Raw genomic sequence first — 24,718 nt, 5'->3', positions numbered from 1 at the left:
GAGGTCTCCGTGCTGGACGGCCGGCAGGGTCTGTCGTTCTTCCCGCCGCTGTGGTCGGCCGAGGCCCAGCAGAATCTTTCGGCGACCAGCCGTCGCGCGGTGCCCATGGCGGAACTCCTTGGCGTGAGCCGCGACTCGTGCCTTCAGTTCGATGGCGCCGACCCGGGCTTCCTCGGAGTCACATGAACCGGGCTCACCCGTCCAGGCGCCGATAGCAGATGAGGGTGGCGGCGATGCCGGCGAACGCGAGGAAGTGTTCGGCCTTGCGCTCGTAGCGGCGGTGCAGACGGCGGCATCCAGCGAGCCAGGCCACCGTTCGCTCCACGGTCCAACGGTGGCGGCCCAGGCGCTGAGAGGACTCGGCGCCCTTCCGGGCGATGCGGGGGTGATGTTGCGGGAGCGCAGCCACCTTCGCAGGTGGTCGTAGTCGTACCCTTTGTCGCCATGGAGTTTGGCGGGCCGTCGTTGACGCGGTCCGCGGCGGGAGCGAATGGGTGGCATACCGCGGACGAGGGGTTCGAGGCCCTGGCTGTCGTGGGTATTCGCGCCGGAGATCCCGATCGAGAGGGGTAGACCGGACCGCTCGGTGAGCAGGTGGATCTTTGTGCCCTTCTTACCACGGTCTACGGGATTCGGACCTGTCAGGGCCCCCCTTTGAGGGCCCGCATGGTCACCGAGTCGACCGCGCACCGCGACCAGTCCAGATCCCCGCGGGCGCCGAGTTCATCCAAGATCACGCGGTGGAGCTTGCCCCAAACCTTGGCTCTGCTCCACTCGGTGAACCGACGGTGCGCGGTCGGTCCAGACGGACCGACGACCGGTGGTAGCTGCCGCCAGGTACAGCCCGTCGTGGCCACGAACGTGATCGCCGCCAGCACCTCGCGATCCCCGTGCCGCCGTCAGCCGCCACCCTGCGGACGCACCGGAGCGGCCGGGACCACTCGCTGAAACAACTCCCACAACCCGTCCGGAACCAGACGCTCCACCCACGTCATCACATCAGACGGCCTAGTGATCAAACCAGTTGAGACGACCTCTCAACCGCTGTACCGATGTTCCCCGAGGCCGGACGAGGCGGGCGCACCCGGTATCGCGGGGCGTTCCCGGCGGCCCTCGCCCCGCTGGGGCGACGCGCCGCGGACCCGCCGAGCACGGACCCCGCATCGGGTACGCCCGCTGCCGCGGGGGCGTACCCGATGCCGCGGGGCGCCGGGGAAGGGTGCCGCCGAGGCCTACGAGCCGTCAGGCCGAGGATCCGCTGTCGATGACCAGGTCGGTGCCCACCACCGCGCCGGCCGCGGGCGAGGCGAGGTAGAGCACCGCGGCCGCCACCTCTTCGGCCTCCGCGACCCGGCCGAGCGGGTTTTCCGTCTTCACCCGCTCGGCACGGTCGGCCTCGGTCTCGCCGGGCCGCAGCGACATGGGTCCGGCGGCAGCGCCCGGGCTGACCGCGTTGATGCGAATGCCCTGGTGGATGTGGTCGAGAGCGGCGGCACGGGTCAGCGCGGAGACCGCCGCCTTCGAGGTGATGTACGCGGCGGCGTTCGGGATCCGCAGGTGTGCGCCCAGGTTGGAGGAGATGTTGACGATGGTGCCGCCGCCGTTCTCCTTCATGTGCGCGATCTCGTGCTTCATGGCCAGCCAGACTCCGGTGACATTGGTCCGCAGCACCGCGTCCCAGTCCTCCTCGCTCACCTCGCCGACGGGTACGGCCCCGCGGAGTATCCCGGCGTTGTTGACCGCGATGTCCAGTCCGCCGAAGCGGGTGACGCTCTCGCGTACGAGGTTCTGGAGCCGGCCGGAGTCGGTGACATCGGCGGTGACGGCGACGGCGGTGCCACCGGCTGCCTCGATGAGGCCGACCGTCTCGTCCAGAGAGGCCGCGGTGCGTCCCGCGGCGACCACGGACGCGCCCTCGGCGGCGAAGGCGAGCGCGATCGCGCGGCCGAGGCCGGAGCCGGCCCCGGTGACGAGGACGGTCTTGCCGGTGAAGCGGTTCATTTCGGTGACTCCTTCGGGTGAGGGACTACTTGGTGCGGTGGTTCAGGAGGGCCACGACGGCGAGGGCGGCTCCCGCCGCGGCCAGGGACGAGGCGTCGCCGCCGAGCGTGAGCAGGACGGCGAAGAGGACGGTCGGGCCGACTTCCATCGCGGTGTTCAGCACGCCACCCGCGAGCCCGGTCTGCTGCTGCGGTACTCCTTCGGTGGCGAGCACGGTGGCTCCGGCGAAGGAGGCCGCGGTGCCGGCGGGCAGCAGCACGAGGCCCGGCAGCAGCCCGTACGCGTACCAGGTGTGGGCGTCGAGTCCGGTGAACGCGAGGAGGACGAGCCCGGCCGCGCCCGTGCCCAGCCCGGCGGTCGTGACGGCTCGGGCCCCGTACCGGCCGATGAGCGGAGCTGCCGCCCGGCCCGAGGCGATCAGCGCGACGGCGAACGGCACGAAGGCGGCCGAGGTCTGCACCTGTGACCAGTCGCGCGCCTGCTGGAGGTGGAGTGAGAGGACCACGAAGGTCATCGCGGTCCCGCAGGCGCTCAGTGCGATGGCCGTGAGGGCGAGGGCCCGCCGCCGGTCGAGCAGGAAGCGGGGTGGCAGCAGCGGATCGTGGGCGAGGCGTTCGGCGTACCAGAACGCGGCAAGCAGCGCGGCCCCGCCGAGCAGCGGCACGAGCACGCCGGCCGACGACCAGGGACGGGCGTCGGTGACGACGAGCCCGTAACTGGCGAGGACGGTCCCGGCGGTGGCGAGCAGGGCGCCCGGCAGGTCGAGTCCCCTGTGCCGGTTCGGCGCGGTCTCCGGCAGCATCCGGGGCGTGAGGACGAGGGCCGCGACCGCCACCACGAGCGGTACGGCGAAGGCCCAACGCCAGGAGAGCAGCGCCGAGATGACACCGGAGAGCAGGTTGCCCGCGGTCGCGCCGAGTACCGAGAGTCCGCCCCAGGTGGCCATCGCCCTGCCGTAGGCGGTGGGGGAGGGGAGGACGGCGCGCAGTACGGCCATGGCGGCGGGCGCGACGAGGGCGGCGCCCGCGCCCTGCGCGAAGCGTGCCGCGAGGAGTGTCCCGATGCCCGGGGCGAGCGGGGCGGCGGCCGAGGCGGTGGCGAACAGGACGAGGCCCGTGGTGAGGGCGCGCCGCCCGCCGTACCGGTCGGCGAGACGTCCACCGAAGAGCACCAGTCCGCCGAAGGTCAGTCCGTAGGCGGCGCTGAGCAGGATCAGGTCGGCGCGCTCCAGGCCGAATTCCCGCCCGATGCGGGGCAGCGGTACGGCGAGCGCAGCGAGCGTGAAGATCAGCGTGGTCTGGACGCTGCCGAGGAGGACGAAGACGCGTCGGTGCCGCGTGGTGGCGACGCGGGCGGCGTCTGTGGCGGTCATGCATCCCCCTGATATTTGACCGATCGGTTCATTATTTGGGCATGCGGGCATGCGGGCGCGCGGACACGTGGGAGGGAGCCCGGTGGCCGACGGTGCGTGTGATTCAGTCCAGCAGGGCCAGCGCCTGCTCGGCCGCGTCCCGCACCCGGGCGGGGTCGCTCGACGCCTTGCCGACGACCCGTACGCCTTGCAGCAGGACGAGCAGCATGCGGGCCAGCGCGCGCGGATCGCGGTCCTCGGGAAGCTCACCCTGGGCCCGGGCCCGTACGAGCGCGGAATGCAGCAGGGTCTCGATGTGCTCCCAGCTGGTCTCGACCCGGCGGGCCGCCGCGGGGTCGTGCGGGGCCAGCTCGGCCGCGGTGTTGGTGACGAAGCAGCCGTTCAGCCGCCCTTGCGGGGAGGCTGCCTCCGCGGTGAAGCGGCGCACCACCCCCCGCACCGCGGGCAGTGCGGGGCCCGGCTGGGACAGCTCCGCGAGAAGAAGCGGGTCGCGCGTTTCGGCGTACCGGTCCATGGCCTTCAGGTACAGCTCGTGCTTGCTGCCGAAGGTCGCGTAGATGCTGGCACGGCCGATGCCGAGGTGCTCCACGAGGTCCGCCACCGACGTCGCCTCGTAGCCGCGCCGCCAGAACAGCTCGAGGGCCGACTGCAGCGCGGCGTCCGGATCGAATTCCTTGGTCCTGGCCACGTCGAAACCATAGGCGTTCTAGAACGCTCGGTCAAGTAACTGGGCGCCGTGGCCGGGTCGGTGAGGGTCTCTCACCTCACTCCCACTTCCGCCCGCGCTCTGCTGCGGTACTCCTTCCGGACGGAGCGGGCCGGGAGGAGTTCGAGGCCAGGCGCCGGTCCCGCGGCAGGCCCGGCCCGGGGGTTGACCGGCGCGCCCTGCTTGGACATACGGGACGAGGTGAGGAGCCACTGGTCCCGGCTACCCCGCGCTGCGCGGCGACAGCCGCTGTGTGATCCGGTCGAACAGCTCCGTCAGCGGCTCGCCGACCTCCCGGCCGAACTCGGTCAGTCCGTAGGTGACCTGAGGAGGTGTCGTCGGCTCGACCTCCCGCCAGACCAGACCGTCCTGGACCAGTGCGCGCAGGGTCTGGGCGAGCATCTTCTCGCTGATGCCCCGGATGCTCTCGCGCAGTTCATAGAACCGGAGGCTGTTGCTCCGCAACGAAATCAGTACCCAGACACCCCACCTGCTGGTCACATGGTCGACCACATCGCGCGCGGGGCAGTCGGTGTGAAACACGTCATACCGCTTCTCCGCCTCGGCCTCTCTGCGCTGCACGCTTCCCGTCATTGCATGAGCTTACCTGGAGGTATGTCCTTACCAAAAGTTAGCCCGCGCTCCTAGCGTGACGGCCACACAGAACATCCGACAAGGAGCTGACCATGATCGTGGTGACCGGGGCTACCGGAAACATCGGCCGACCGTTGACGCAGGCGCTGGCCGAGGCGGGCCGGCCAGTGACGGCAGTGTCACGGCACCCGGCGGCAGTGCCGGACGGCGTCCGCCACGTGGCGGCAGACCTGGCCGAGCCCTCCGGCCTCGAGCCCGCGCTGGCCGGGGCGAAGGCGCTGTTCCTGCTGCTCTCCGGCGACCTGCACGCCACTGGAGCCAACCCCGCCGACATCATCAGCGAGGCTGCGGCCGGCGGGGTCCGCCGGGTCGTCCTGCTCTCCACGCTGGGGGTGGTGACCAGGCCCTCGGGCCGAACGCGGATCGCGATGCGCGCACTGGAGGACAGGCTGCGGGAGTCCGGCCTGGAGTGGGCCATCCTGCGACCGGGCGGCTTCGCCTCCAACGCCCTGTGGTGGGCCGAGTCGGTCCGCGCGCAGCAGGTCGTCGCCGCGCCCTTCGGTGACATCGGGGTGCCGGTCATCGACCCGGCGGACATCGCCGCGGTCGCGGCAGCCTGCCTGATGGAAGACCGGCACACCGGCGGCGTCTACGAGCTGACCGGCCCGGAGGTGATCACTCCGCGGCAGCAGACGGAGGCCATCGCCGCCGCGCTGGGCTCGCCGGTGAGGTTCCACGAACTCACCCGCGACGAGGCCAAGGCTGCCATGACCCGGAGCATGCCGGCGGAGCTCGCCGACGACACCCTGGACATCCTCGGCTCCCCGAGCCCGGCCGAGCTGCGCGTCAGCCCGGACGTCCAGCAGGTCCTCGGCCGGGCTCCGCGCCCCTTCGCCGACTGGGCCGCCCGTCATGTCGCCGCGTTCCGCTGACACCGGTCAGCGCCGCGGGAACTGCTTTCGTGCTCGGTGATCCACTGCTGACGCGCGCCGCGGCGTACGGACGCGCACGTCCGGGTGCGTGAAGGGGTGCCCCGAGCCGGCGCAGGACGCCGTACGAGCAAGCGGAGGATACCCAGAAGCGGTTTCGAGGTTTCGAGTACCCGCGACGTCACCGACAGGCGGTGGGGCGGGAGTTCCGCGAGGTCGACGTGTGCGGCCCTCGTCCCGTCCGAGAACCGTCCGCAGCCGGCGTCGAGCGGCTCTCGCGCACGGTTGGCCGTGAGGGGGCGGGGTGCCGGGCCGGCACGGCATGGCCCGGCCGACCGTCTCCTCAGTCCAGGTCGGACATGTCGAGCACGAAGCGGTAGCGGACGTCGTTTCGCCGGAGGCGGTCGAGTGCCGTGTCCACCTGGGCCGACGGGAGTACTTCGATGTCGGCGGCGATGCTGTTGTCGGCGCAGAACCGGAGCATCTCGGCCGTCGCCGGGCGGCCCCCGCTGCCCGCGGAACTGAGCCTCTTGCGGCCGATGAGCAGGTCCGTGGCCTCGACGGTGACGGGGCCCAGGTACCCGAGGAGGCTGAGGGTGCCGTCCATCGCCACCAGTCCCAGGTACGGGGCGAGGTCGTGAGGGGCGGAGACGGTGTCGATGACGACGTCGAAGCTGTCGCGTGCCATGGCCATGTGCGGGGAGTCGGTGGAGTCGATGAGGTCATGGGCGCCGAGCTTGCGGGCGTCGTCGCGCTTGTCCCGGGTCCGGCTGACGACGGTCGTGGTGGCGCCGAGTGCCACGGCCATCTTGACCGCGAGGTGGCCCAGACCGCCGAGCCCGGCCACGGCGACGCGACTGCCGGGGCCTACGCCGAGGCAGCGCAGAGGTTCCCAGACGGTGACGCCGGCGCACATCAGCGGGGCGGCTGCGGCCGGGTCGAGGCCGGAGGGGAGCGGGTAGGCGAAGGTGTCGCGCACGACGTACTCGCGGGAGTAGCCGCCCAGGGTGGTCGCCCCGTCCTGCCGGTCGGTGCCGCCGTAGGTCAGAGTCGGGAAGGAGTGGCAGAAATTCTCCTGCCCGGCTTCGCACATGGCGCACACACCGCAGGAGTCGACGATGTTGCCCACCGCGACGCGGTCGCCGACCGAGAAGGCCGTCACCTCGGGGCCGGTCCCGGTCACCACGCCGGTGAATTCGTGACCGGGCACCAGGGGAGCTTCCGCGTTCTGGTCGTAGGCGTGCAGGGCGTGCAGGTCGGTGTGGCACACGCCGCAGTAGTCGACCTGCACCGCGATGTCGTCCGGGCGCAGGTCACGGCGCTTCAACGACGCGCGCCGCAGCGTCGTCGGGCCGGCCGCCTGCCATCCGGTGGTCATGCGCATACGTGACTCCCACTCCTTAAACAGACTGTTCTGTCTGTCGAAGCGTAGGCGCGGCCGCGACCCAAGGCAAACCAACTGTTCTGTTTGGTAGAGTGGACGCCATGCCGGAACAGCCCCAGACCTCGCGAGGCGCCGCGACCTACCAGCGCATCCTGGACGCCGCCACCGAAGAGTTCGCCCAGCACGGCATCGCCGGGGCGCGCATCGAACGCATCGTGACGGCAGCGCGCACCAACAAGGCACAGCTCTACGCCTACTTCGGCGACAAGGAGCGACTTTTCGACGCGATCTTCCTCAGCTCGCTTGAGCGCATCACCAACGTCGTGCCCATCGACGCCGACGACCTCGCGGACTGGGCCGTCCGCCTCTACGACGAATACCTGCGCCGCCCCGACCTCATCCGGCTGGCGACCTGGACACGCCTGGAGCGTCGGCCCGCCGGGCACCTCGTCGGAACCCACCAGCACTACGACGACCGCAAGCTCACGGCCATCGCCGAGGCCCAGGCCGCCGGCCGGGTCCGCGCAGGTGACCCGTTCGACATCATGGCCATGGTCATCGCCATGTCCATGGCCTGGTCACCCGTCAGCAACGTGTACGCGGCCAGCAGCCACGAACCCGAAGAGGTACACGACCAGCGCCGCGCCCTGCTCCGCGACTGCGTCCACAGCGCCACCGCGGCCGGCGGGGGCGACGCGTCCCCCTCGTAACCGCCGCCACCCCCCTGGTGACGCTCACACACGCTGCCCGGGTGCCGGCCAGGAGCGGAGCCCGGGTCGCACACCGGAACTGCCGTGGAAGAGGCCTTGTACGCCACGTTCCGGTGCTCCACCACCTGCACCCCTCGTGGATCTCCTGGCGCGTATCGACGCCGGCGAGGTGGTCGCGGACGAACGAGGTACGCACCGCCCGCCCGGCTTCCCGCAGGGCAGAGCGATATCCCCAGGTGACTGGCCTGGACGTGGTGCCACGCGGCGTACTCGACGCATGGCCGGCATCGAGATCGACGACACCACCGCGGACGCGTTGCGGGCCCTGGCCGACGCCGCGGGGCTGCCGCTGGACGCCTACCTCGCGCAAGTGGCCGAGGAGAAGCGGCGCGAGCGCGCGTTGACCGAAGGCGCGGAGATCTTCCGCCCGGTCACCGGCGACCCGGACACGGTCGCCGCCTTCGACGCCGAATACGGGGCCCCGCCTCGGCCCGCCCCGCGGGCGGCCTGACCTGTGCCTGCCGAGTACTACGTCGACCACCGGTGGTTCCTGGGACGCCAGGCTGAACTGCTGGACGATCTCGCGGTCAACGACTCCTCCGTGTTCGTCGGCCTGGCCGCCCGGCACAAGGCCGACCCGCCCCGCCACGGCCAGCACCACCCGGACGCCAACGGGAGTTGTCTGGCGATGAGCGCGGGAGGCGCCCCGAAGGCGGCCAAGTCGATGTCCACGAGTCCGGGAGGCATCCGCCGCTGACCTGATGGGTGCATGTACCCCGGACGCCGGACCCGGACCCCGGACGCCGGACCCGGACCCCGGACGCCGGACGCCGGACGTTGTGAACCGTGCTGTCGAATCGTCACCAGCTGCGACCAGGCTGACGACTGCGCCCGCAGGCGGGACCCTGCCTACACAGCCGCATCGGTGGGGGTTTTGTCCCGCTCCGGGAGCAGCTCGGGCATCCTCTCCACCAGCACCACGACGCCGGTTACCTCACCGGCGGCGGAACGGCCGACCCACACCGGGTAGGTACCGTCGCCAGTCGTCGCGAAGGACATGAGCTCGCCGCCGGAAGCCTCGTCCCAGGTGCGCTGCATGAACATGGAACCGTCGTCGATGCCCTCGTACCCGTCCAGGTCCGACTCCCCCCGGATCAGCCCCCGCTCGAAGAGCGCGACGAGCAGATCCCAGGACCCGGCGTCGGCGAAGCAGCCGGTGGCACCGTCGGTGTCGAAGCCGGCTATCTGCTGCTCGATGAACAGCCGGGGATCGTCGTCCGGACCGAGGGCCATCTCCCAGGTCGCTGCGGGGGTCTCGCTGACGAGCAGGCGGACGGCCGTGGGTTCCGTGGTCGTGACCTCGGCGTCCCGCCACTCGCAGTGGTAGCTGAAGCGGACCCGCGCCTCGTCGAGTACGTACTGCCCGGGCGGGACGGGGACGGTAATGCGCGGCCCGTCGCCGTGGTCGATGTCCGGGCCGGAGACGGCAAGCAGCCCGCTGGGCACGCGCAGGGTGCCGACCCGGCGCGGCTCCACGACGGTCATCTCGGGGTGGTACCCGTCGGTCACGCGCACCCCGGGCCGGAACAACTCGCTGATCGGCCCGGGCTGCGCGGGGCGCGGCGGACGCCAGCAGGTAGCGGGGGCGCCTCCGTCACCTGGCTCGGCAGCCTCGGCCACCTCAGCCGCCTCGAAGGCCGGCGGCCCGATGAGCCCGTGTACCCGGGCCGAGAGCAGTGGCCACTCCCCGAAGGCGGGGCGGTCCATCCAGCGCTCGTCGTCCCGGAGCCCGGGCGAGGTGGCGTAGGCGCCCCCGCCCTGCCCCTGCCGCTCCTCCGTCCGTCGGCCCCTCCCGTCCGGGAAGAGGTCCACGGTGATGCGCGGGCACGCCGTGTCGAACTCCGCCATCTCCGGGCCTGTGTAGTACCAGCCGACGGAGTACCGGCGCAGCAGCCGCGACGGGTCGTCCAACAGCCGCATGTCCAGATCGTAGGTGCGGCGGCCTTGGGCGTCGTAGACCCACAGCCCGACGTAGTGGTCCCGCCAGGAGACCAGCCGGACCTCCAGCGGGGCCTTCCGGCCCGGCTCCCGGTACACCACCACGTACGGAAGCCCAGCGGCATCCCGCTCCCGGGCCTCCTCGGCGGACATCGGCCGCCAGGGCGCACAAGCCTCCAGGTCCCACGCCCGCGCGTACCCCACCTCGACGACCATCGCCGCTCTCCTTCCCACGACCTGCCTTGGTTCTGTGCCGCGCTGCAAGGTAACCGCTGCCCGTGACCACGGCCCTACTGGGCGGGCGGTGGGCCAGCTCCGACGCCGAGACGGTCGTGCCGGTGATCCGGTCCATGACCCGCTCGGCAGGTGGCTTGCCAGCGTGATCCGTTGAGCCGCCGGCACCCAGTGACTCCCGAACCCCTCGGGCATCGATCAGGCGACAGGGTGACGCGGGGACTCCCGAAGCCGTCGACAAACGACTCCGTTCTCGTGGGGCAGACCCGGTCCGGCGTTCCTGCTGCTGCCGGGCGAGTCGAAGGCGCTGGACACGGCGAGCGCGGGCAAGCGGGTCTGGCCGGGGTGCGCGGTCTTCCGGCGCCGGCCGGCGGGTGCGACTGAGCCTTCAGTTGACCGGTGGGTGCGACGCCTGGCCAGGTGTACGGCATCACGTGCGCGGTCAGGGACGACGAGACGTCGAGGGCTTGCGGTGACGCCCTCAGCGATCAGCGGGCCGGTCCGGGGTGACGAGGCGGCGTACGGCATCAGTGATCGTCGCGCGCCGACGTGCGGGGGGGACCAGCACGTTGACGTCCTCCGTCTGGTGCTGCCACATGTTCGCGAGCGCCAGAACGAGCGCCAGGATCTCCGCGGCCGGCTTGTCCCGCCGGACGCTGCCGCGTTGCTGGGCGGCCTCCACAGAGGCGATCTTGTCTTGCATCGAGCGGGCCACGATGTCGGGCGCCGGCCGTTCCGTGCTTTCCAGTGCGTACCACGTGAGGAAACGCATGACCTGGGGATGCTGCTGCCCGGCGTCGTGCAGGCGGCCGGCGTATTCGGCCAGGTCGTCGGCGTCGAGGGGGACCGCGTCCACGGTCTGCTCGGCGATCGCTTCGTAGACGGCCTCGAACAGGCCCTCCTTGCCGGCGGCGAAGGAGTACACCAGGCCAGGGCTGATGCCGGCCCGTTTCGCGAGCCGGTCCACGCGGGCTCCCGCCACGCCGAACTCGGCGAACTCGGCGAGAGCGGCTTCCATCAGCTGCCGGCGCTTGCGGTCGGGGTCACGTGTTGCCATGCACCCAGCCTTCCTAATGAACGTTCATTTGACAACTCGGACCGGCGGCCGCATGCTGAACTAAATGAACATTCATTCAGGAAGGTGCCATGGTCGACTCACACTGGACCCCCGCCGACATCCCGGATCTCAAGGGCCGGACCGCACTGATCACCGGCGCCACCAGCGGCATCGGCTACCGCACCGCCCAGGTGCTGGCGGAGCACGGTGCCCGCATCCTGCTGGCGGGCCGACGCCCTGACTCCCTGGCAGACGCCGCCCGCCGTCTGCGCGCGGACGTGCCCGGCGCCCGCCTGGAGACAGTGGAACTCGACCTCGGCGACCTTGCCGCGATCCGTGAGGCGGCTGCCCCGCTCGCCGCGGGCGAGACCCTCGACCTCCTCATCAACAACGCCGGCGTGATGAACGTCCCGGAGCGCAGGGTCACCCGCGATGGACTGGAACTCACGGTGGGCACCAACCACCTCGGCCATTTCGCGCTGACAGCGCACCTGATGCCGGCCCTTGACCGCTCCGCGGCCGCCCGCGTCGTCACGGTCGGCGCCGTCGCCGCCGCCTGGCGCTCCGGTGATCTCGCCGACCTGATGAGCGAGCGCGGCTACCGCCCGATGAGCGCGTACGCGAAGTCCAAGCGCGCCAACGTCGTCTTCACCCAGGAACTCGCCCGCCGGCTCGCCCGCAGTGCGCACCGCGCCGTAGTCGTCCATCCGGGCTCGGCCGTCACCAACCTGCAGCGCCACACCTCCACCAGCCGAACGGGGCGCCTGCTCGTGGCCCTCGCCTCCCGCACACTGATGGGCTCTCCCGGCGGCGCAGCCTGGCCGTCCCTGTACGCCGCGACCCACCCCGAGGTCGCCAGCGGGGCCTACCTCGGCCCGGCCGGACGCGACCAGACCTCCGGCACGCCCAAGCCGGTCCGGCTGCCCGCCGGGGCCGACGCCCCCGACCTGAGAGCCTGGCTGTGGCGTGAGAGCGAACGGCTGGCCGGTGTCACCTTTCCGGCCCTGCGGACCTGACCTTGCCGTGAAAGGAAAGGTCCATGACCGTCGAACGCGTCTCGTCCTGGTCCAACGCCCGCCCGGCCGCCCTGGCGGAGAACCGGATCACCGCCCTGTGACGCCTTCCCTTTGGCCTCGGTGGGGAGTCGAGCCGTGAGCCGACGGGCTGCCGGGCGGTGGACGCGCGGGCGCGCCCCGACCGTTCGGCATCGGCATCGGCATCGGCATCGGCATGGGCATCGGGCGTCGGCATTCACAGCGACGACGCGTAGCGGCCGGCCAGCGCGGCGGCGGTCCGGGCGATGGCCTCCCGCAGCTCAGGCGGTCCGATCACCTCGGCCTCGATACCCAGTCTGAGCAGATCACCGACCGCGACGGCTTGCGTCTCGACCTGCATCTCGACCCGCACCCAGCCCTCGGCATCCGGCGGCCCGGCTCCCTCGAGAGCTCGTGCGCCCACCGCGCCGAACTGCATGGGCAACAGGCGCTGGGCGCGAGGCGAGATCCGCAGGAGCGCAACGCCTTGGTGCAGCGCGGCCTCCAGGCGCCGGGAGGACTCCTCCCAGTGCGCGGCGAGATCGAAGCCCGCTGGGCGGTCGAAGACCTCTCCGGTGGACTCCACGGCCAAGAAGCGTGACATCCGGTAGGTCCGTACGGTCTCTTCGGCCCGCGCCACGAGGTACCAGATCCCACCCTTGAGGACGAGACCCAGCGGATGCAACTCCCGGTACACCTCGCCGCCCCACCGCCGGTAGTGCGCCCGCAGCACCTCCTGTTCCCATACGGCCCGGGCCACCGCCCCCAGGTACGGAACCGGGTCGGTGTCCCGGAACCAGGCCGGCGCATCCAGGTGGAACCGTTCCTGAACGCGCCGGGAACGGTCGGCCAGTTCGGCCGGAAGAGCGGCCTGCAGCTTCAGCTGCGCGGCGGCCAGCACCGCCCCGAGGCCCAGATCGCGCGCGGGCCCGGGAACTCCGGCGAGGAAGAGTGACGCGGCCTCGGTGTCGGTGAGTCCGGTCAGCCGCGTGCGGTACCCGTCCATCAGACGGTAGCCACCAGCGGGCCCGCGGTCGGCGCGGACCGGGACACCCGACGCGCTGAGCGCCTCGACGTCCCGGTAGACGGTGCGGACCGACACCTCCAGTTCCGCGGCGAGTTCGGGCGCGGTCATCCGCCCACGGTTCTGGAGCAGGAGAAGCAGGGAGAGGAGCCGGTCGGCGCGCATGGGGCCATTGTCCCGCCGTACCTGACGGGAGATGTCAGGTACAGCGGCCAGGCTGATCACGCACCGCGCGGGACGGACCGTGCGACCGATGACGAGGACAGCCATGCCCATCCGGACCAGCGGCCACTTCACCTTCGCCAACTGGGAAGAGAGCACCCTCACGCCCGCCGAGGTGAGCCCGAAGCTCGCCCACGCCGCCGTCACCAATGCCTTCTCCGGCGGCATCGAGGCCACCGACACCACCTGCGCGTACACGATCGTCTACGTCACGGAGAAGACCGGCACGTTCACCGGCATGGAAGTCCTGGCCGGCCGCCTCGACGGTCGCGAGGGCACCTTCGTCGCCGAGGAACGCGGCTCCTTCGACGCCGACGGCACCGTGCACTGCACCTTCGAGGTCGTGCCGGGATCAGGAACCGGGGAACTGGGCGGACTGCGCGGCACCGGCAGCTTCATCGCCAGGCACGGTGAGCCGTCCGTCCCCTACTCCTTCGACTACGACCTGGACTGAACCAGGGGTCCGAGCAGAAACGGACCAGGAAGCCGGTTCGTCGTCAGCGGTCCCGACACCCGTGGCCGGGGCCGCCTGGGGCTACGGGGGGAGCGATGAGCTGACGACGGCCGGTTTCCTGAAGGCGGACGGGGCGCGGTTCCGCGCCGGCCCGGATGATCTGGCACCGGCGACCCGGCTGCGGCTGGTCGTCCAGCTCCGGCGGGCGCTGGGCGAGGTGACGGACGCGCGGCGCTGGACGGCGGGATGTCTGCGGCGAAGGCGGAGGGCCGGGCGCTGCGGCAGATCGGTACCCGGACGGGCCCGGCCAGTACTTGACCACGGTCCTTGCACGCCCCACAACAGCGGCCTCCTCGCCGGGCGGGCAAGGGCCGACCGCGCGGGCGGCGGCAAGAGTGAGTCCGAGGTGCGGGGATTCACCCCACCATCATCGCCGTCTCAGGCAGCGGCTCCGCATCAGGCGGGAACAGCGCGGGCGGGAGTGCCCCCAGGTCACACCGCGATCGCAGCTCGCCGGACAGGTCAGACATCTGGAAGGACTGTCGGGCACGGCATGACCGCCACGTGCCGCGCGGGCTCCGCACACGTGCTCCGGAGAGAGGCGGTGGCTGAGCAGACGACTCCGTGACGACGCCCCAACCGTCGGCGTGAACAGCTGAGTTCCCAGCAGCCGCGGATCTGCCGAGGCCAAGCAGGCACGGCGTGATAATCCGGTCCGTGGTGCGGCTTCGGTGGTCCGACCGAGGCAGCACGGTCCCCGGCGAAGGTCGCGGGTCGGGCGCCGGCCCCTTCCCGAAGGTGCCTGGAACAGGCCGATGCGATGGGTACAGAAGGCCCCTCACCCGATAGGCGGAGACGGATCGTTCTGGCGGTAGATGCCGTGCCCCGAGGCCGGTGCGATGTTCGGTGCATGGACAGTTCGACATGGACGACGAGGGGGCCTTGGCGCACGTGGGAGCCGGGCCGGGTGGGCCGGGCCGCGATGGTGTGGGCGGTGGTCTATGCCGGCTTCGGACTGGCATGCGCGCTGAGCGGGACGCCGCTGTTCTACTTGGGAGAAGCCCCGGGACCATCCGTGCTGGGCTGGGGGGTCGTGATGGTGGGATCGCTGGCAGCGGTGGCTTGTGGTGCGGTGGTGCGGTCAGGGCTGCGACCGGTGTTGCGTGCGCTGCTGTGGGTGGCCTGCGGACTGGCCGGACTCGCCGCGTTCGGCCTGCTGATGGACGTCATCACCCTGGCATTCGGTCAGGGAGTGGACAGCGGGGTGGCCGCTGCGCACCACGCACTGGCCGCGGCCGGGGCCGCGTTGCTCGCGGCCACTGCCGGGCCCGTCCGTCGCCCGTCCGCAGGGGCCGTCACGGCAGAGCCGTCGGCCGCCTCCAGGCCGGTTCAGCTCACCGCTGGCGCTGGGACGGTGGCCTTTCTCCCTTACACGGCGATGAAGCTCGTCTGGGCGTCGGGCGGCACCTTCGCCGGGGTTGCCGGGGAGGAGATGCTCGCGATCTCCGAGCACAACGGTGCGTCGGGAATCTGGCTCACCCTGGAGTCCTGGGGCCTGGACGCCACCGTGCTGCTGGCCGCGCTCGGCGTCTTCCTGCTGTGGGGCCTGGTCCGCCCGTGGGGCCAGGTTTTCCCCCGTTGGACACCGTGGCTGCGCGGTCGGCACGTCCCCCGCTGGCTTCCCCTGGTCCCGGCCTTCCTCGGTGCTGCCACCCTCGCTCCGTACGGGGTGTTCGGGGTCGGCTACGCCACCTTGGCCACGGCCGGCGTGGTCACGATGCGGCGCGGTGACTTCCCCTCCTCGAACGATGCGCTGCTGGTTGTCTGGATCGGCATGGTCGCGTTCGCCGTCTATGGGATCGCGCTGATGGTCGCTACCCGCTCGTACTGGCTCCGGACCCGTTCCGTGTCTGCGGCATGACCAGCAGCTTTCGCCGAGTGCATCCCGATACCGTCCTGGCAGGAGGTCCCGCGGTTCCGAGATCAGGTTCTGGTCCGGCTTGTGTGGAGCGGTGACATCCAGTGCTGGTGACACCCAGTGCCGTCGAAGGCCTCCGTCCATGATGACGTGCGGACCCGGTCGAACCACTCGGCATCGGAGGCGGGCGGCGGCTCGTCAGGTCGGCTGCCTCAGCGCACCGACTCCCTGGCCGTCCAGGTCGTCGAGCGCCACGCGTCGTCCCATGATGGCGAGAAGCAGCGACAGCGCAGGTCCGGTCACTTCCGGACCATCGCCAATCGATACATCGGCGTCGGTTGCCGTGAGGCGGAGAGGGGCCACGAGCTCCCTGGCGCCGCCGAAGGACACCGGGGTGCGAGACTGCAGGCGAAGCGCCCTGACGACGGCATCCCGGGGATAGAGGCGGGTGAGTCCCAACGGGCGGCGGATGTCCTCACCGTGGACGACCTCCTCGACGATCCGGCTGTCCAGGGGCACCGGAGGGGTCGACCTCAGCGAGGCCACCTGACGAAGGCGCGCCAGCGTCTCCAGCGGGGAGGGACCGCGCTCGCGCGCCACACCGTCAGCGTTCTGGCGGTGGAAGTCGAATCGTGCCCGGGCGAGGCCGACCACGAAGCCGAGACGCGTCGTTCGAGCCGAGTACACCAGGTGGGCAACGACGTCATGGACCGTCCACTCCCCGCAAAGCGAAGGCTGCTCCCACTGCTTGTCATCGAGACCCTCAAGGTCGTGGATCAGTGCCGCACGCTCCGCGTGCACGATCGGCCAAACCTCTCTGACACGCTCGGAATTTCCCATGGCCATCGTCTCTCCTCGATGATCGGCTCGTTGCCCTCGTAGGGACACAGACTCCCGATCGCCGCAAAGCTCATCGCGAAGAGCACTCCTCCATCTGCGCCACCACGTCCCGCGCCACCTTCCACGTCCGGCTGCATGCCCGCCACGGCAACCGGAACTGCTGCGAGGCCACCACCCCTACGTCCGGCTCGGCGTCCAGCCGCATCAGGAGACCCGAGCAAGAAGCCCCCTGCCCCCGGCAGTCGGCCCCACTCGGCGCCGCCCCGGCACGACGACCGCAGGGAGCCATGTGAGGCGGTGGGGCAAGAAGAGCGAGACCGATCGACGGACGGCCAGGGCGCCCGGGACGAGCGACCAGATGGTTCAGGTGGACCAGGACCGGCTCGCCGTCGGCAAGGCTCCCCGGACGCCTCGGACGGGACGCCCAACGGTGAACCCGCGTCAGAACCTGCAAAGCGGGTGCCAACACACCAACGCAAGTCCGTGCGCTGACGTCACGGCTTTCCCGAACCCCGACGGAGACCGGGAAAAGGTAGCGTCCAAGCTGCCCTCGACGCTCCAGCAACTCAAGGTTCGCGCCGCCGAGCTCAGCCTGGACATCCAGGACGCCGTCAGGACGCCGTCGAGGCGGCCCACAACGACTGGCGCGGCAGTACGAGCGGCGGCGCCGAAGGGGACACCGCTGGTGCGAAGTCGTTCTCCACGTGGCTTCCGCCAGGGCTGTACGAGCAGTTCAAGGAGACCTGCACCGCCCGCGGCGTCTCCTACCCCCAGGGCCTTGCCCCGTCGATCCGTGACTGGCTCGACGCGGACCCCTCCCCCCGGCACGGCGCTCGCGGAACCGAGCCCGAACGGACGATCGTCGGCACCCAGAAGGGCGGGGTCGGCAAGACGGCCATCTCCGCCGGTAACGGTGAGGCCTACGCCGAGGCGGGCAAACGCGTCCTCGTCGTCGACTTCGACCCGCAGGGCCACCTCGGCGAACAGCTCGGAGTCCCCCAGATCGAACCCGACCGCGACAGCCTGGTCTCCCACATGTGCGGCGACGGCGGAGGAAATCTGTGCGATCTCGTCGTGGAGATAGAGGGTCCGCGGTTCGGGAAGCGCCTGCACGTACTGCTCGCCTGCTTCGACGGCTTCCTTCTCGACGCGAAGATCGCCGTTGGCCACGCAGAAGCGCGGTTTCCAGAAGGAAGCCGGGCTCGAACCGGCCCTGCGCCCTCTGGAATCCGACTACGACGTCATCATCGTCGACTGCCCGCCCAGCCTCGGTATCGCCATGGACGCCGCCCTCTACTACGGGCGCCGGCGCCGCGGCGAAGCCGCAGACGGCTCCGGGGTCGTCATCCCCGTACTCCCCACGCCGGCCGCCGAGCGTGAGCAGGCTCCCGAGTCCATCCCGGAGCCCCGCACCAGCACGGTCGGACCAGGGACGGCGAACGCCGAATCGGCGCAGCCGAAGCGGCTCCCCTACGACGACGCCTTCTACTGCGTTCGCCATCTCCACCAGAAGATGAAGCACGAGACGTTCGTTCAAGAGGCCCGGATGTGGCTGGACATCCTGCGGGAGCAGTACCCGGACGAGTACGAGGCCCTGCTGGCCGAGTTGGGAGCTCGATAGCACTCGACCGCCTGCTCCCCGCACCCGCGGGGATGGTCCCGTCATCAGCGAACTCGCGCTCATCGACGTGAACTGCTCCCGGTGAGAGCGGACAGCGCGAGATCCTTGTAGGCGGACACCTCGGGTCTTGCTCCGCGGACAGCTGATCTCCCTGTTCACAGGGCTGTTCGTGCGAATCCTGAACTCCAGTTCCGAACGGAAGATCCCTCCGGGGTTGGCTCAGTGCTGCTACGCCCTGAGCCGTCTGCCCCCCGGAGGGATCGTTGAAGAAGTCTGACAGGGAGATCATGGAAATTTTCGAGGCCCTGGATGCCACCGAGTGTGCGCATTCGGCCGCCGAGCCGGCGGGGGGCGACCCGATGACCGTGCGGAGGTACGCACGGAGGAGGGACATGGGTCGTCCGGTCGACGCGGGGGTTGTCCGGCCGAAGCTGATCGACCCGTTCATGCCGAAGAGCGAGGAGTGGGTCGAACGCTCGCAGGGCAGGGTGCGGGCCGACAAGCTCCACGAGCGGTCGGTCCAGCTCGGGTTCACCGGCGACGAGCGGACCACCCGCCGGGCCGTGGCCCGCGCGAAGGACCGCTGGAGGGCCGGTCACCGCCGGACCTACCGGCCATGGATCACCGAGCCGGTCCTGCGGATGCAGTCCGACTGGGGGTGGGGCCCGGAAGTCCCTGGCCCGGGTGGCGGAGAGCCCCGCGAGACGCTGGTGTTCTGTCTCCTGCCTGGACTCCACGCTGAAGATCACCAGGTGCGCCCTCATCGTCGTTGACGACATCGGCATGCTGCCATCCGGGCAGGCCGCCGCCGAGGCGTCTACCGCGTGATCGACGCCGCCTACGAGCGCCGGTCCGTGATCGTGACCTCGAACCTCCATTCGTCAGGATTCGATTCGATCATGCCCAAGACGCTGGCCACCGCCTCCGTCAACCGGCTCCTGCACCCTACTCACATCGTTCTGACCGAAGGGTCCTCGCTGAGGCTGACCCAGGCCACCAGCGGTCAAGGCGTCGCCCCCCTCGCCCCGGCCCGCTGACCGTCGTCTCCTCGGACGGGCTCCGGAAGCGGACCAAGGTGCTTGATCACACGCTCACGCAGGAGGAGATACTCCTCCCAGCGGCGGGGCAGCGGGCCCGGCGGCCGCTCGACGACACGGGCAGCCGTGACGGTCTGCCCGCGCCGGAACTGTTCGAGTGTCAGGTCGAGTTCCACCCCGCTGGACAGCCGGTTCCACCAGTGGAAACCGTGCTGGATCCCGTCAAGGTGCACCTCGCCGACCATGAGATCACCGCCGAAGACGTCATTGACGATCAAGGCCGTGATGTCGCAGTGCCCCCAAGCCGGGTTGTCCGGCTGCCAGTCGGCCTGGTCGTCGGGCGAGCAGGTGTCGGCGGCCCAGCCGGCACGCAGGGCCTTGTCGAGATCAAGCAGGTTCCAAGGGGTTGTCATGCCGCCAGCATCGCAGCCACCACTGACATCACAGACGGCGCAGGCGCGCACGGCACGGCCGTCCCGGACACTCACGGACACAACGGATACAGCCGAACAGAGGGCGAATAGTCATACCGGACAGGGAGAACTGTCCGTCAGCAGGGACCTGAAATGACCGCTCACCCGGACGGGCCGCTCCCCATATCCGCGGGGATGGTTCCACGACGCGAGCCTCCGTCGGGCTCTCCACAGCCTGCTCCCCGCACTCGCGGGGATCGTCCGGAGCCCGCCCTGGAAGGTCCACTCGACGATGTGCTGGCCGAGATGCAGGCCATGCTCGCCGGTATCAAGGGCGCGGACGGCCGCCGCCTGCTGCCGCCGCCCGAGAACGGCCGGCCCCTGGAGCCCCGGGTCCCGGACCCCGGCCGAGCCGGGCTCGAGCCGTACGGGGCGCTGCTGCGCCATGTCGAAGCGGCGCTGCGACGGCTGGCTTGCGTAGCGGAATGCGCGGACGACGCGGAGCGGTTCAACCGTGTGGCCGGCCACGCGGCAGCCGCCGCGGAACTCCTCGTGACCGTCCGGCAGAACAGTGGCGGGGCCGCCTCATGACCATCACGCTCGGAGAGCTCCACGACGTCGACCACCGCCTCGAACCGGTTGAAGGTCAGGACGCTGGTGTTGTCCTGGCCACGTCGCCCGAGGATGTGTCCGCCCTGGCCGCGTGTGCCGCGGTGAACCGCTCGGCGGCCTCCCAGAGCTCGCCTTCGCGCTGCGGGTCGTAGGACTCCTGCGACGAGCGGGCCGCACGGCTGCGGTCGACGTAGGAGCCGGTCGGAGCATGGGTCGTGCCGAGGACGACATCGGCGAGGCAGCGGCCCGCGGTGCTGCGGCTGGTGGCGAACGGGGTGAGGGTCATCACCGGCATAATGCGGCGCATCGCGAACCGGGAGACGGGACCCGCGTTGCGGGCGAGGCCGGTGCCCGGGACGAACCCCGGGTTGTAGGCGACGGCGTCGATCCCGGCCGGCAGCCGGCGCGCGTACTCGTGTACCAGGTAGATCGCGGCCAGCTTGCTCGTCGAGTACGCGGTACGCCCGCCGGCCGCGGTGTCCGGGTCGGGGAAGGCGCCCGTGCGGGCCAGGACGTCCGGGTTCTTCCAGGCCGGGCCGGGCACCATGCCCATGTTGTGCTTGAAGTCGCCGAAGTGGGTGTCGCTGGCGGTGATGACGATCCGGGCGGGAGCGGTGAAGCGGTCCTGGAGCAGTCGGACGAACAGGTGGTTGGCGAGCACGTTGACGGTGAAGGTGGCCTCGAACCCGTCGGGTCCCTCGGTCAGCGCGTTCGTGTACTGCATGCCGGCGTTGCCCACGAAGCCGCGCAGCGGCGGCAGGTCAGCTCGGTCGAGCCGGTCGCGGATCTCGCCGGCGGCCGAGCGGACGGCGGCCAGCGAGCCGAGGTCCGTCGAGACGTGCGAGACGGGGTGCCCGCCCGTGCCGAGCTCCTCAGCGAGCCGCGTGCCGGAGGAGCCACGGGCCACGACCAGGAGGTGCGCGTCCGGAGACCGGCGCAGGATGTGCTCCGCGGCGACGCGGCCGATCCCGCGGCTCGCGCCCGTCATCACGATGGTGTGCTTCATGGAAGGCTCCTCGACTGGTCAGACGGTGGGCCCGGCTCGGGCGCATTCCCACGTTCGCCGGTGGCGCCACCGCCAGCCAGTGCCGTCCCCGTCACCAGGACTGGCAGTACCCAGGCTCATCCGGCGCCGTGCGGCGAGAATGAACCCATGGCCTCCTCCCGCTCCGATTTCGCCGCCCTCCTGCGCACCTGGCGCGACCGGCTGTCCCCGGCCGACGCCGGTTTCACGCTGACGGACGGCCGCCGTGCCCCGGGACTGCGCCGTGAGGAGCTCGCACTGCTGGCCGGGCTCTCCGTCGACTACGTCCTGCGCCTGGAGCAGGGACGCGCGAAGAATCCCTCGGCCCAGGTCGTCGGCGCCCTCGGCCGGGCCCTTCAGCTCTCCCGCGCCGAGCGCGACCGGCTGTACCGGAGCGCCGGGCTCCTGCCGCCCCAGGACGGGACGGTCAGCACCCATGTGCCCCCGGGCATCCAACGGCTCGCCGCGCGCCTGGGCGACGTACCGATCGGGGTGTTCACCGCCGACTGGACCCTGGTGTGGTGGAACACCACGTGGAGCGCCCTGCACGGCGACCCGGCCGTCCTCCCGGCCGCCGAACGGAACCTCGCCCGTGCACTCTTCGGCGACGGCGCCGCACACGCCTCGATGCTTCCCGTCCGGTCCGAGCGCGGACAGGACGCCTTCGCGGAGTCGATCGTCGCCGACCTCAAGGACGCCGTGTCCCGCTATCCCAGGGACGCCCGGCTCGAACGTCTCGTGCGGGAACTGCGAGAAGTGTCCGATGCGTTCGCCCGTCACTGGGCCACACAGACGGCCGCCGCCCAGCACACGACGGACCGCAAGACGATCCGGCATCCGGAGATCGGCGACATCCTGCTCGACTGCGACGTCCTCGTCGTCCCCGGCGCAGACCTTCGCATGGTCACCTACACGGCAGCGAGCGGAAGCATCGACGCGGGGAAACTGGACCTTCTTCGCGTCACAGGCGGCCGTACTGCCACCGCGCCCCCCTGACCGGCGGCTGCCGGGCGGGCTCGTCACGCCGGATGAGCGAACCCCACCGCTGACGCCGACCACTTCCGGTCACGGCCCGAGCACGCCGTACCGCTCGCTGCGCGCGAGGAGCAGCGCGTCCTGGAAACACCGGGCGGTCCCCGTCCCGCGCCGGGCCGGACGCACCCCGGTCCCCTTCGGGCGACGGCCGATCGCGCGGTGTACTCCTCGGCCGGCCTGCGCGGGTCCTCCCAGGCGGCGGTGTGCTCGTCCCGGGTCCGCACGGCCGGGATGCCGGGCGCGCAAGACCGTTATCGGCGCGGTCATGGTCCTTCCCTCCGTCAGCCAGCGCACCGCCCGCACTCAGCACACCACACCGCCACCACCGAGCTCCTCGACCACGGTTTCGTCCGTCTGGGCTGAGCCCGAAGGCGTGCCGGGTAGGGTCTGTCACCGACCGGCGACAGACCCCTCGTCGGGCCGGGACGAGGCCGCGCTCCGCGGCCGTCTCACGCGTGACCGCGCCGACGCCCCGGCCCCGAGGGAACCTCTTGCGAGGTTTCTATACGCCATTGATCCCGTGTCCGGGCGGCTTGTGCAATTGAGGCTCCGTCCAGACACAGGGAGTGAACATGGGCAAATCGAGCAGGAGACTCCGTGGCGCCGGCGTCGGCGCCGCACTGGCCGTGGCCGCCGGCGCGCTCACGCTCGGCGGAACCGCGCAGCCGGCCTCGGCCGCGGACGACCAGGTGCCGGACTGCGTGAAGACCGAGACCGTGAACGAGGTGTTCGGGTACTTCGGTGTCTTCATGACGAACAACTGCGACACCGAGCAGCGGGTGCTGCCCACGTTCCTGCGTCAGTCGGCGGACACCCCGGTGAAGTGCCACACGCTGCAGCCCGGGCAGGAGGCCACCCAGTGGGTCCACCCGTCCTACCTCCTGGGGCAGAGGTTCCTCGGCCTGGTGCGGTGCTGAACCGGCGCCGCTGACCCGCAGCGGGGTGGCCGCGACCCTCGGGACACGGTCACCCCGTCCTCCGTCCTCCGTCCGCGGAGCGGCGGGACGACCTGTCCCGCCTCCGCCTCGCCCCACCCCGTACTTGCCTCCGGCGGCACTTCACCCGTCCGCCCGCGTCTCCGGGGCCGACACCGCCATCCGCCGCCGGCATGTGTGGCACAACCCGGGGGAGGCCGCTGAGCGGGCTGCTGCCCGCCACGCCAGTGCCTTCGCGTCCTGGTCCCCGAACGCGAGGGGAAGGCCGGGGCCGGTGAACCGGCGCCGCCCGGGGAGAGGCGGACTCGCCATGGCGGAGCGAGTGATGTGCCAACCATGCCCGAGCCGGGCACGCCACGGTCCACGCGCTGCCGGCAGCCGGCCGCAGCCGCCGTTCCATCGGCTGCCGGCCGCAGTTGCCGTTCCATCGGCTGTCGGCAGCCGTGCGAGGAGCGGGACGTGGTGGTTGCTGAGTAACTCCCGCGCGCTGGCAGGAACAGACGGTGTCCTGAGCTCCGGTGCACCGGTGTGCCCCCGGCACCCTTCACCCCTCCCGTACGACGTCCACCCCTTCCGGACGTCGTACGGGAGCGGCCGTTCGGCGCGCCGTCCGCTCAGTACGGTCCGGGTCAGTGTCGTCCGAGCTGCTCCCGCTCGTCGGTCCGGCCGCTCTGCTGGGTCAGGACCCGTACCGCGTCGGACGACGTCGAGTCGTTCGCGGTGTAGATCTCGACCCGGTGGTCGGGGCTGTCGGGCTGGCGCCACACCTGGTAGTCGACGTTCACGGCACCGACGGTGGGGTGCTGCAGATGCATGGCCCCGACGGTGCAGTCGGAGACGTCGCCGGTGGCCCACATCGTCGCGAAGTCGTCGCTGCGCATGGTGAGTTCCCCGATCAGGCCCGCGAGCCGGGCGTCGGTCGGATACCGGCCCGCGGTGAGCCGCAGATAGGCGACGTGGACGCGGGCCAGCTCGTGCCAGTTGCGGTACATGTCGCGGGTGTGGGGGTCGAGGAAGAACATCCGGGGGATCGACGGACGCCGTTCCGGGTCCCGGGGGGCCTCGTAGGAGATGTGCTCGGCGATGAGCGCGTGCCCGGTGTGGTTCCACGCGAGTACGTCCCCACGCCTGCCGAGGGCTATCGCGGGGGTGGCCTCGCCGAGCGACTCCAGGAGTCCGAGGAAGCGCGGGTGCGGCTCCTCGGGGGGCGGTTCGCTCAGGCCGGGCTTCGTGGACTGCCGGGCGAGATTGTGCAGGTGGACGGTCTCCACCTGGTCGAGCCTGAGCACCCGGGCCAGGGCGTCGAGTACCTGCTCGGACGCTGTCTCGGCCTGGCCCTGCTCCAGGCGCGTGTAGTACCCCGCGCTCACTCCGGCGAGCTGAGCGAGCTCTTCACGCCTGAGGCCGGGGACCCGGCGGGATGTGCCGTAGGTGCGCAGACCGATCTCGGCCGGAGTGACCCGGTCACGGCGGCTCTTCAGGAACGTTCCGAGGCTCTCCATGCGTTCGACCTTAAAGGCGTGGGCCGGGCCCGTGGGTATACCTGTCAGGTGTACCCATGGCA

The 24,718-nt window shown here is 71.1% G+C and carries 26 protein-coding genes and 2 pseudogenes; 15 read left to right on the top strand and 13 right to left on the bottom strand.

Features of this window, described 5'->3' with window-relative positions; all coding sequences use genetic code 11:
- The first annotated feature begins 9 nt into the window (after positions 1-9).
- Positions 10-186: a hypothetical protein gene (locus tag ACP4IX_RS02225; RefSeq protein ID WP_426554766.1), complete on the top strand. Its 177-nt coding sequence runs from the start codon at positions 10-12 to the stop codon at positions 184-186.
- Between the two features lie 7 nt (positions 187-193).
- Here the strand turns inward: ACP4IX_RS02225 and ACP4IX_RS02220 are convergent.
- The 5 genes and pseudogenes from ACP4IX_RS02220 to ACP4IX_RS02200 all read right to left on the bottom strand — a co-directional run bounded on the left by ACP4IX_RS02220 (position 194) and on the right by ACP4IX_RS02200 (position 4,673).
- Positions 194-995: pseudogene (locus tag ACP4IX_RS02220) on the bottom strand (IS5 family transposase).
- Positions 996-1,242: 247 nt separating this feature from the next.
- Positions 1,243-2,001, bottom strand: a complete 759-nt coding sequence (locus ACP4IX_RS02215; protein WP_426554588.1) for an SDR family NAD(P)-dependent oxidoreductase — start codon at positions 1,999-2,001, stop codon at positions 1,243-1,245.
- 25 nt (positions 2,002-2,026) lie between these two features.
- Positions 2,027-3,373: an MFS transporter gene (locus ACP4IX_RS02210; protein WP_426554587.1), complete on the bottom strand. Its 1,347-nt coding sequence runs from the start codon at positions 3,371-3,373 to the stop codon at positions 2,027-2,029.
- Between the two features lie 103 nt (positions 3,374-3,476).
- Positions 3,477-4,061 carry a TetR/AcrR family transcriptional regulator gene (locus ACP4IX_RS02205; RefSeq protein WP_426554586.1) on the bottom strand — a complete coding sequence of 195 codons (585 nt, stop codon included), beginning with the start codon at positions 4,059-4,061 and terminating at the stop codon, positions 3,477-3,479.
- A 240-nt stretch (positions 4,062-4,301) separates the two neighbouring features.
- Positions 4,302-4,673, bottom strand: a complete 372-nt coding sequence (locus ACP4IX_RS02200; RefSeq protein ID WP_426524383.1) for a winged helix-turn-helix transcriptional regulator — start codon at positions 4,671-4,673, stop codon at positions 4,302-4,304.
- Between the two features lie 92 nt (positions 4,674-4,765).
- On the opposite strand from ACP4IX_RS02200, the gene ACP4IX_RS02195 reads away from it, so the two are divergent.
- Positions 4,766-5,605 carry an SDR family oxidoreductase gene (locus ACP4IX_RS02195; protein WP_426554585.1) on the top strand — a complete coding sequence of 280 codons (840 nt, stop codon included), beginning with the start codon at positions 4,766-4,768 and terminating at the stop codon, positions 5,603-5,605.
- Between the two features lie 340 nt (positions 5,606-5,945).
- On the opposite strand, the gene ACP4IX_RS02190 is transcribed toward ACP4IX_RS02195, so the two are convergent.
- On the bottom strand, positions 5,946-6,986 hold the full coding sequence (locus ACP4IX_RS02190) for an NAD(P)-dependent alcohol dehydrogenase (protein WP_426554584.1): 1,041 nt from the start codon (positions 6,984-6,986) through the stop codon (positions 5,946-5,948).
- Positions 6,987-7,087: 101 nt separating this feature from the next.
- Here ACP4IX_RS02190 and ACP4IX_RS02185 point away from each other — a divergent pair, with 101 nt between their 5' ends.
- The 3 genes from ACP4IX_RS02185 (at position 7,088) to ACP4IX_RS02175 (ending at position 8,453) form a co-directional block, all read left to right on the top strand.
- Positions 7,088-7,696 (top strand): TetR family transcriptional regulator, encoded by a 609-nt coding sequence (locus ACP4IX_RS02185; RefSeq protein WP_426524389.1) that lies wholly within the window; start codon positions 7,088-7,090, stop codon positions 7,694-7,696.
- Positions 7,697-7,973: 277 nt separating this feature from the next.
- A complete protein-coding gene (locus ACP4IX_RS02180; RefSeq protein WP_426554583.1) occupies positions 7,974-8,207 on the top strand; it encodes an antitoxin MazE7 in 234 nt (77 codons plus the stop codon).
- A 3-nt stretch (positions 8,208-8,210) separates the two neighbouring features.
- On the top strand, positions 8,211-8,453 hold the full coding sequence (locus ACP4IX_RS02175; RefSeq protein WP_426554582.1) for a hypothetical protein: 243 nt from the start codon (positions 8,211-8,213) through the stop codon (positions 8,451-8,453).
- 152 nt (positions 8,454-8,605) lie between these two features.
- Here ACP4IX_RS02175 and ACP4IX_RS02170 read toward each other — a convergent pair whose 3' ends face one another.
- Together ACP4IX_RS02170 and ACP4IX_RS02165 are read right to left on the bottom strand one after the other, a co-directional pair.
- Entirely contained in the window at positions 8,606-9,910 is a 1,305-nt protein-coding gene (locus ACP4IX_RS02170; RefSeq protein ID WP_426554581.1) for a DUF4241 domain-containing protein, read from the bottom strand.
- 499 nt (positions 9,911-10,409) lie between these two features.
- Positions 10,410-10,985, bottom strand: coding sequence for a TetR family transcriptional regulator (locus ACP4IX_RS02165; RefSeq protein ID WP_426524397.1), 576 nt, complete (start codon positions 10,983-10,985; stop codon positions 10,410-10,412).
- Positions 10,986-11,074: 89 nt separating this feature from the next.
- Between ACP4IX_RS02165 and ACP4IX_RS02160 the strand changes: the two genes are divergently transcribed.
- The gene (locus ACP4IX_RS02160) at positions 11,075-12,001 is read left to right on the top strand and encodes an oxidoreductase (RefSeq protein ID WP_426554580.1); all 927 of its coding nucleotides are present in this window, start codon (positions 11,075-11,077) and stop codon (positions 11,999-12,001) included.
- Between the two features lie 235 nt (positions 12,002-12,236).
- Here ACP4IX_RS02160 and ACP4IX_RS02155 read toward each other — a convergent pair whose 3' ends face one another.
- Positions 12,237-13,208 carry a helix-turn-helix transcriptional regulator gene (locus ACP4IX_RS02155; RefSeq protein ID WP_426554579.1) on the bottom strand — a complete coding sequence of 324 codons (972 nt, stop codon included), beginning with the start codon at positions 13,206-13,208 and terminating at the stop codon, positions 12,237-12,239.
- Positions 13,209-13,296: 88 nt separating this feature from the next.
- On the opposite strand from ACP4IX_RS02155, the gene ACP4IX_RS02150 reads away from it, so the two are divergent.
- Complete coding sequence (locus ACP4IX_RS02150) at positions 13,297-13,719, top strand: DUF3224 domain-containing protein (RefSeq protein ID WP_426524403.1); 423 nt, start codon at positions 13,297-13,299, stop codon at positions 13,717-13,719.
- Between the two features lie 994 nt (positions 13,720-14,713).
- Positions 14,714-15,640: a hypothetical protein gene (locus ACP4IX_RS02145; protein ID WP_426554578.1), complete on the top strand. Its 927-nt coding sequence runs from the start codon at positions 14,714-14,716 to the stop codon at positions 15,638-15,640.
- Positions 15,641-15,835: 195 nt separating this feature from the next.
- Here ACP4IX_RS02145 and ACP4IX_RS02140 read toward each other — a convergent pair whose 3' ends face one another.
- Positions 15,836-16,477, bottom strand: a complete 642-nt coding sequence (locus ACP4IX_RS02140; protein ID WP_426554577.1) for a maleylpyruvate isomerase family mycothiol-dependent enzyme — start codon at positions 16,475-16,477, stop codon at positions 15,836-15,838.
- 720 nt (positions 16,478-17,197) lie between these two features.
- Between ACP4IX_RS02140 and ACP4IX_RS02135 the strand changes: the two are divergent.
- The 4 genes and pseudogenes from ACP4IX_RS02135 to ACP4IX_RS02120 all read left to right on the top strand — a co-directional run.
- A pseudogene (locus ACP4IX_RS02135) lies at positions 17,198-17,428 on the top strand (ParA family protein); the annotation flags it as partial.
- Between the two features lie 211 nt (positions 17,429-17,639).
- Complete coding sequence (locus tag ACP4IX_RS02130; protein WP_426524409.1) at positions 17,640-18,098, top strand: ParA family protein; 459 nt, start codon at positions 17,640-17,642, stop codon at positions 18,096-18,098.
- 263 nt (positions 18,099-18,361) lie between these two features.
- A complete protein-coding gene (locus ACP4IX_RS02125) occupies positions 18,362-18,871 on the top strand; it encodes a hypothetical protein (RefSeq protein WP_426554576.1) in 510 nt (169 codons plus the stop codon).
- Positions 18,872-18,922: 51 nt separating this feature from the next.
- A complete protein-coding gene (locus tag ACP4IX_RS02120; RefSeq protein WP_426524414.1) occupies positions 18,923-19,135 on the top strand; it encodes an ATP-binding protein in 213 nt (70 codons plus the stop codon).
- Here the strand turns inward: ACP4IX_RS02120 and ACP4IX_RS02115 are convergent.
- The gene (locus ACP4IX_RS02115; RefSeq protein WP_426524416.1) at positions 19,102-19,548 is read right to left on the bottom strand and encodes a YunG family protein; all 447 of its coding nucleotides are present in this window, start codon (positions 19,546-19,548) and stop codon (positions 19,102-19,104) included. The two genes, ACP4IX_RS02120 and ACP4IX_RS02115, sit on opposite strands and share 34 nt — an antisense overlap.
- Before the next feature lie 294 nt (positions 19,549-19,842).
- Here ACP4IX_RS02115 and ACP4IX_RS02110 point away from each other — a divergent pair, with 294 nt between their 5' ends.
- The gene (locus ACP4IX_RS02110) at positions 19,843-20,139 is read left to right on the top strand and encodes a hypothetical protein (RefSeq protein WP_426524418.1); all 297 of its coding nucleotides are present in this window, start codon (positions 19,843-19,845) and stop codon (positions 20,137-20,139) included.
- A 55-nt stretch (positions 20,140-20,194) separates the two neighbouring features.
- Here ACP4IX_RS02110 and ACP4IX_RS02105 read toward each other — a convergent pair whose 3' ends face one another.
- The gene (locus ACP4IX_RS02105; protein WP_426554575.1) at positions 20,195-21,166 is read right to left on the bottom strand and encodes an SDR family NAD(P)-dependent oxidoreductase; all 972 of its coding nucleotides are present in this window, start codon (positions 21,164-21,166) and stop codon (positions 20,195-20,197) included.
- A 147-nt stretch (positions 21,167-21,313) separates the two neighbouring features.
- Here ACP4IX_RS02105 and ACP4IX_RS02100 point away from each other — a divergent pair, with 147 nt between their 5' ends.
- Positions 21,314-22,180 carry a helix-turn-helix transcriptional regulator gene (locus ACP4IX_RS02100; protein WP_426524422.1) on the top strand — a complete coding sequence of 289 codons (867 nt, stop codon included), beginning with the start codon at positions 21,314-21,316 and terminating at the stop codon, positions 22,178-22,180.
- 611 nt (positions 22,181-22,791) lie between these two features.
- The gene (locus tag ACP4IX_RS02095; RefSeq protein ID WP_426554574.1) at positions 22,792-23,136 is read left to right on the top strand and encodes a hypothetical protein; all 345 of its coding nucleotides are present in this window, start codon (positions 22,792-22,794) and stop codon (positions 23,134-23,136) included.
- Between the two features lie 647 nt (positions 23,137-23,783).
- Here ACP4IX_RS02095 and ACP4IX_RS02090 read toward each other — a convergent pair.
- Positions 23,784-24,656 carry a helix-turn-helix transcriptional regulator gene (locus ACP4IX_RS02090; RefSeq protein WP_426524426.1) on the bottom strand — a complete coding sequence of 291 codons (873 nt, stop codon included), beginning with the start codon at positions 24,654-24,656 and terminating at the stop codon, positions 23,784-23,786.
- Between the last annotated feature and the right edge of the window lie 62 nt (positions 24,657-24,718).

This window comes from Streptomyces sp. WG5 (assembly GCF_049974565.1).
Classification (GTDB): Bacteria; Actinomycetota; Actinomycetes; order Streptomycetales; family Streptomycetaceae; genus Streptomyces.
This window is presented reverse-complemented; position numbering and strand designations above follow the sequence as displayed.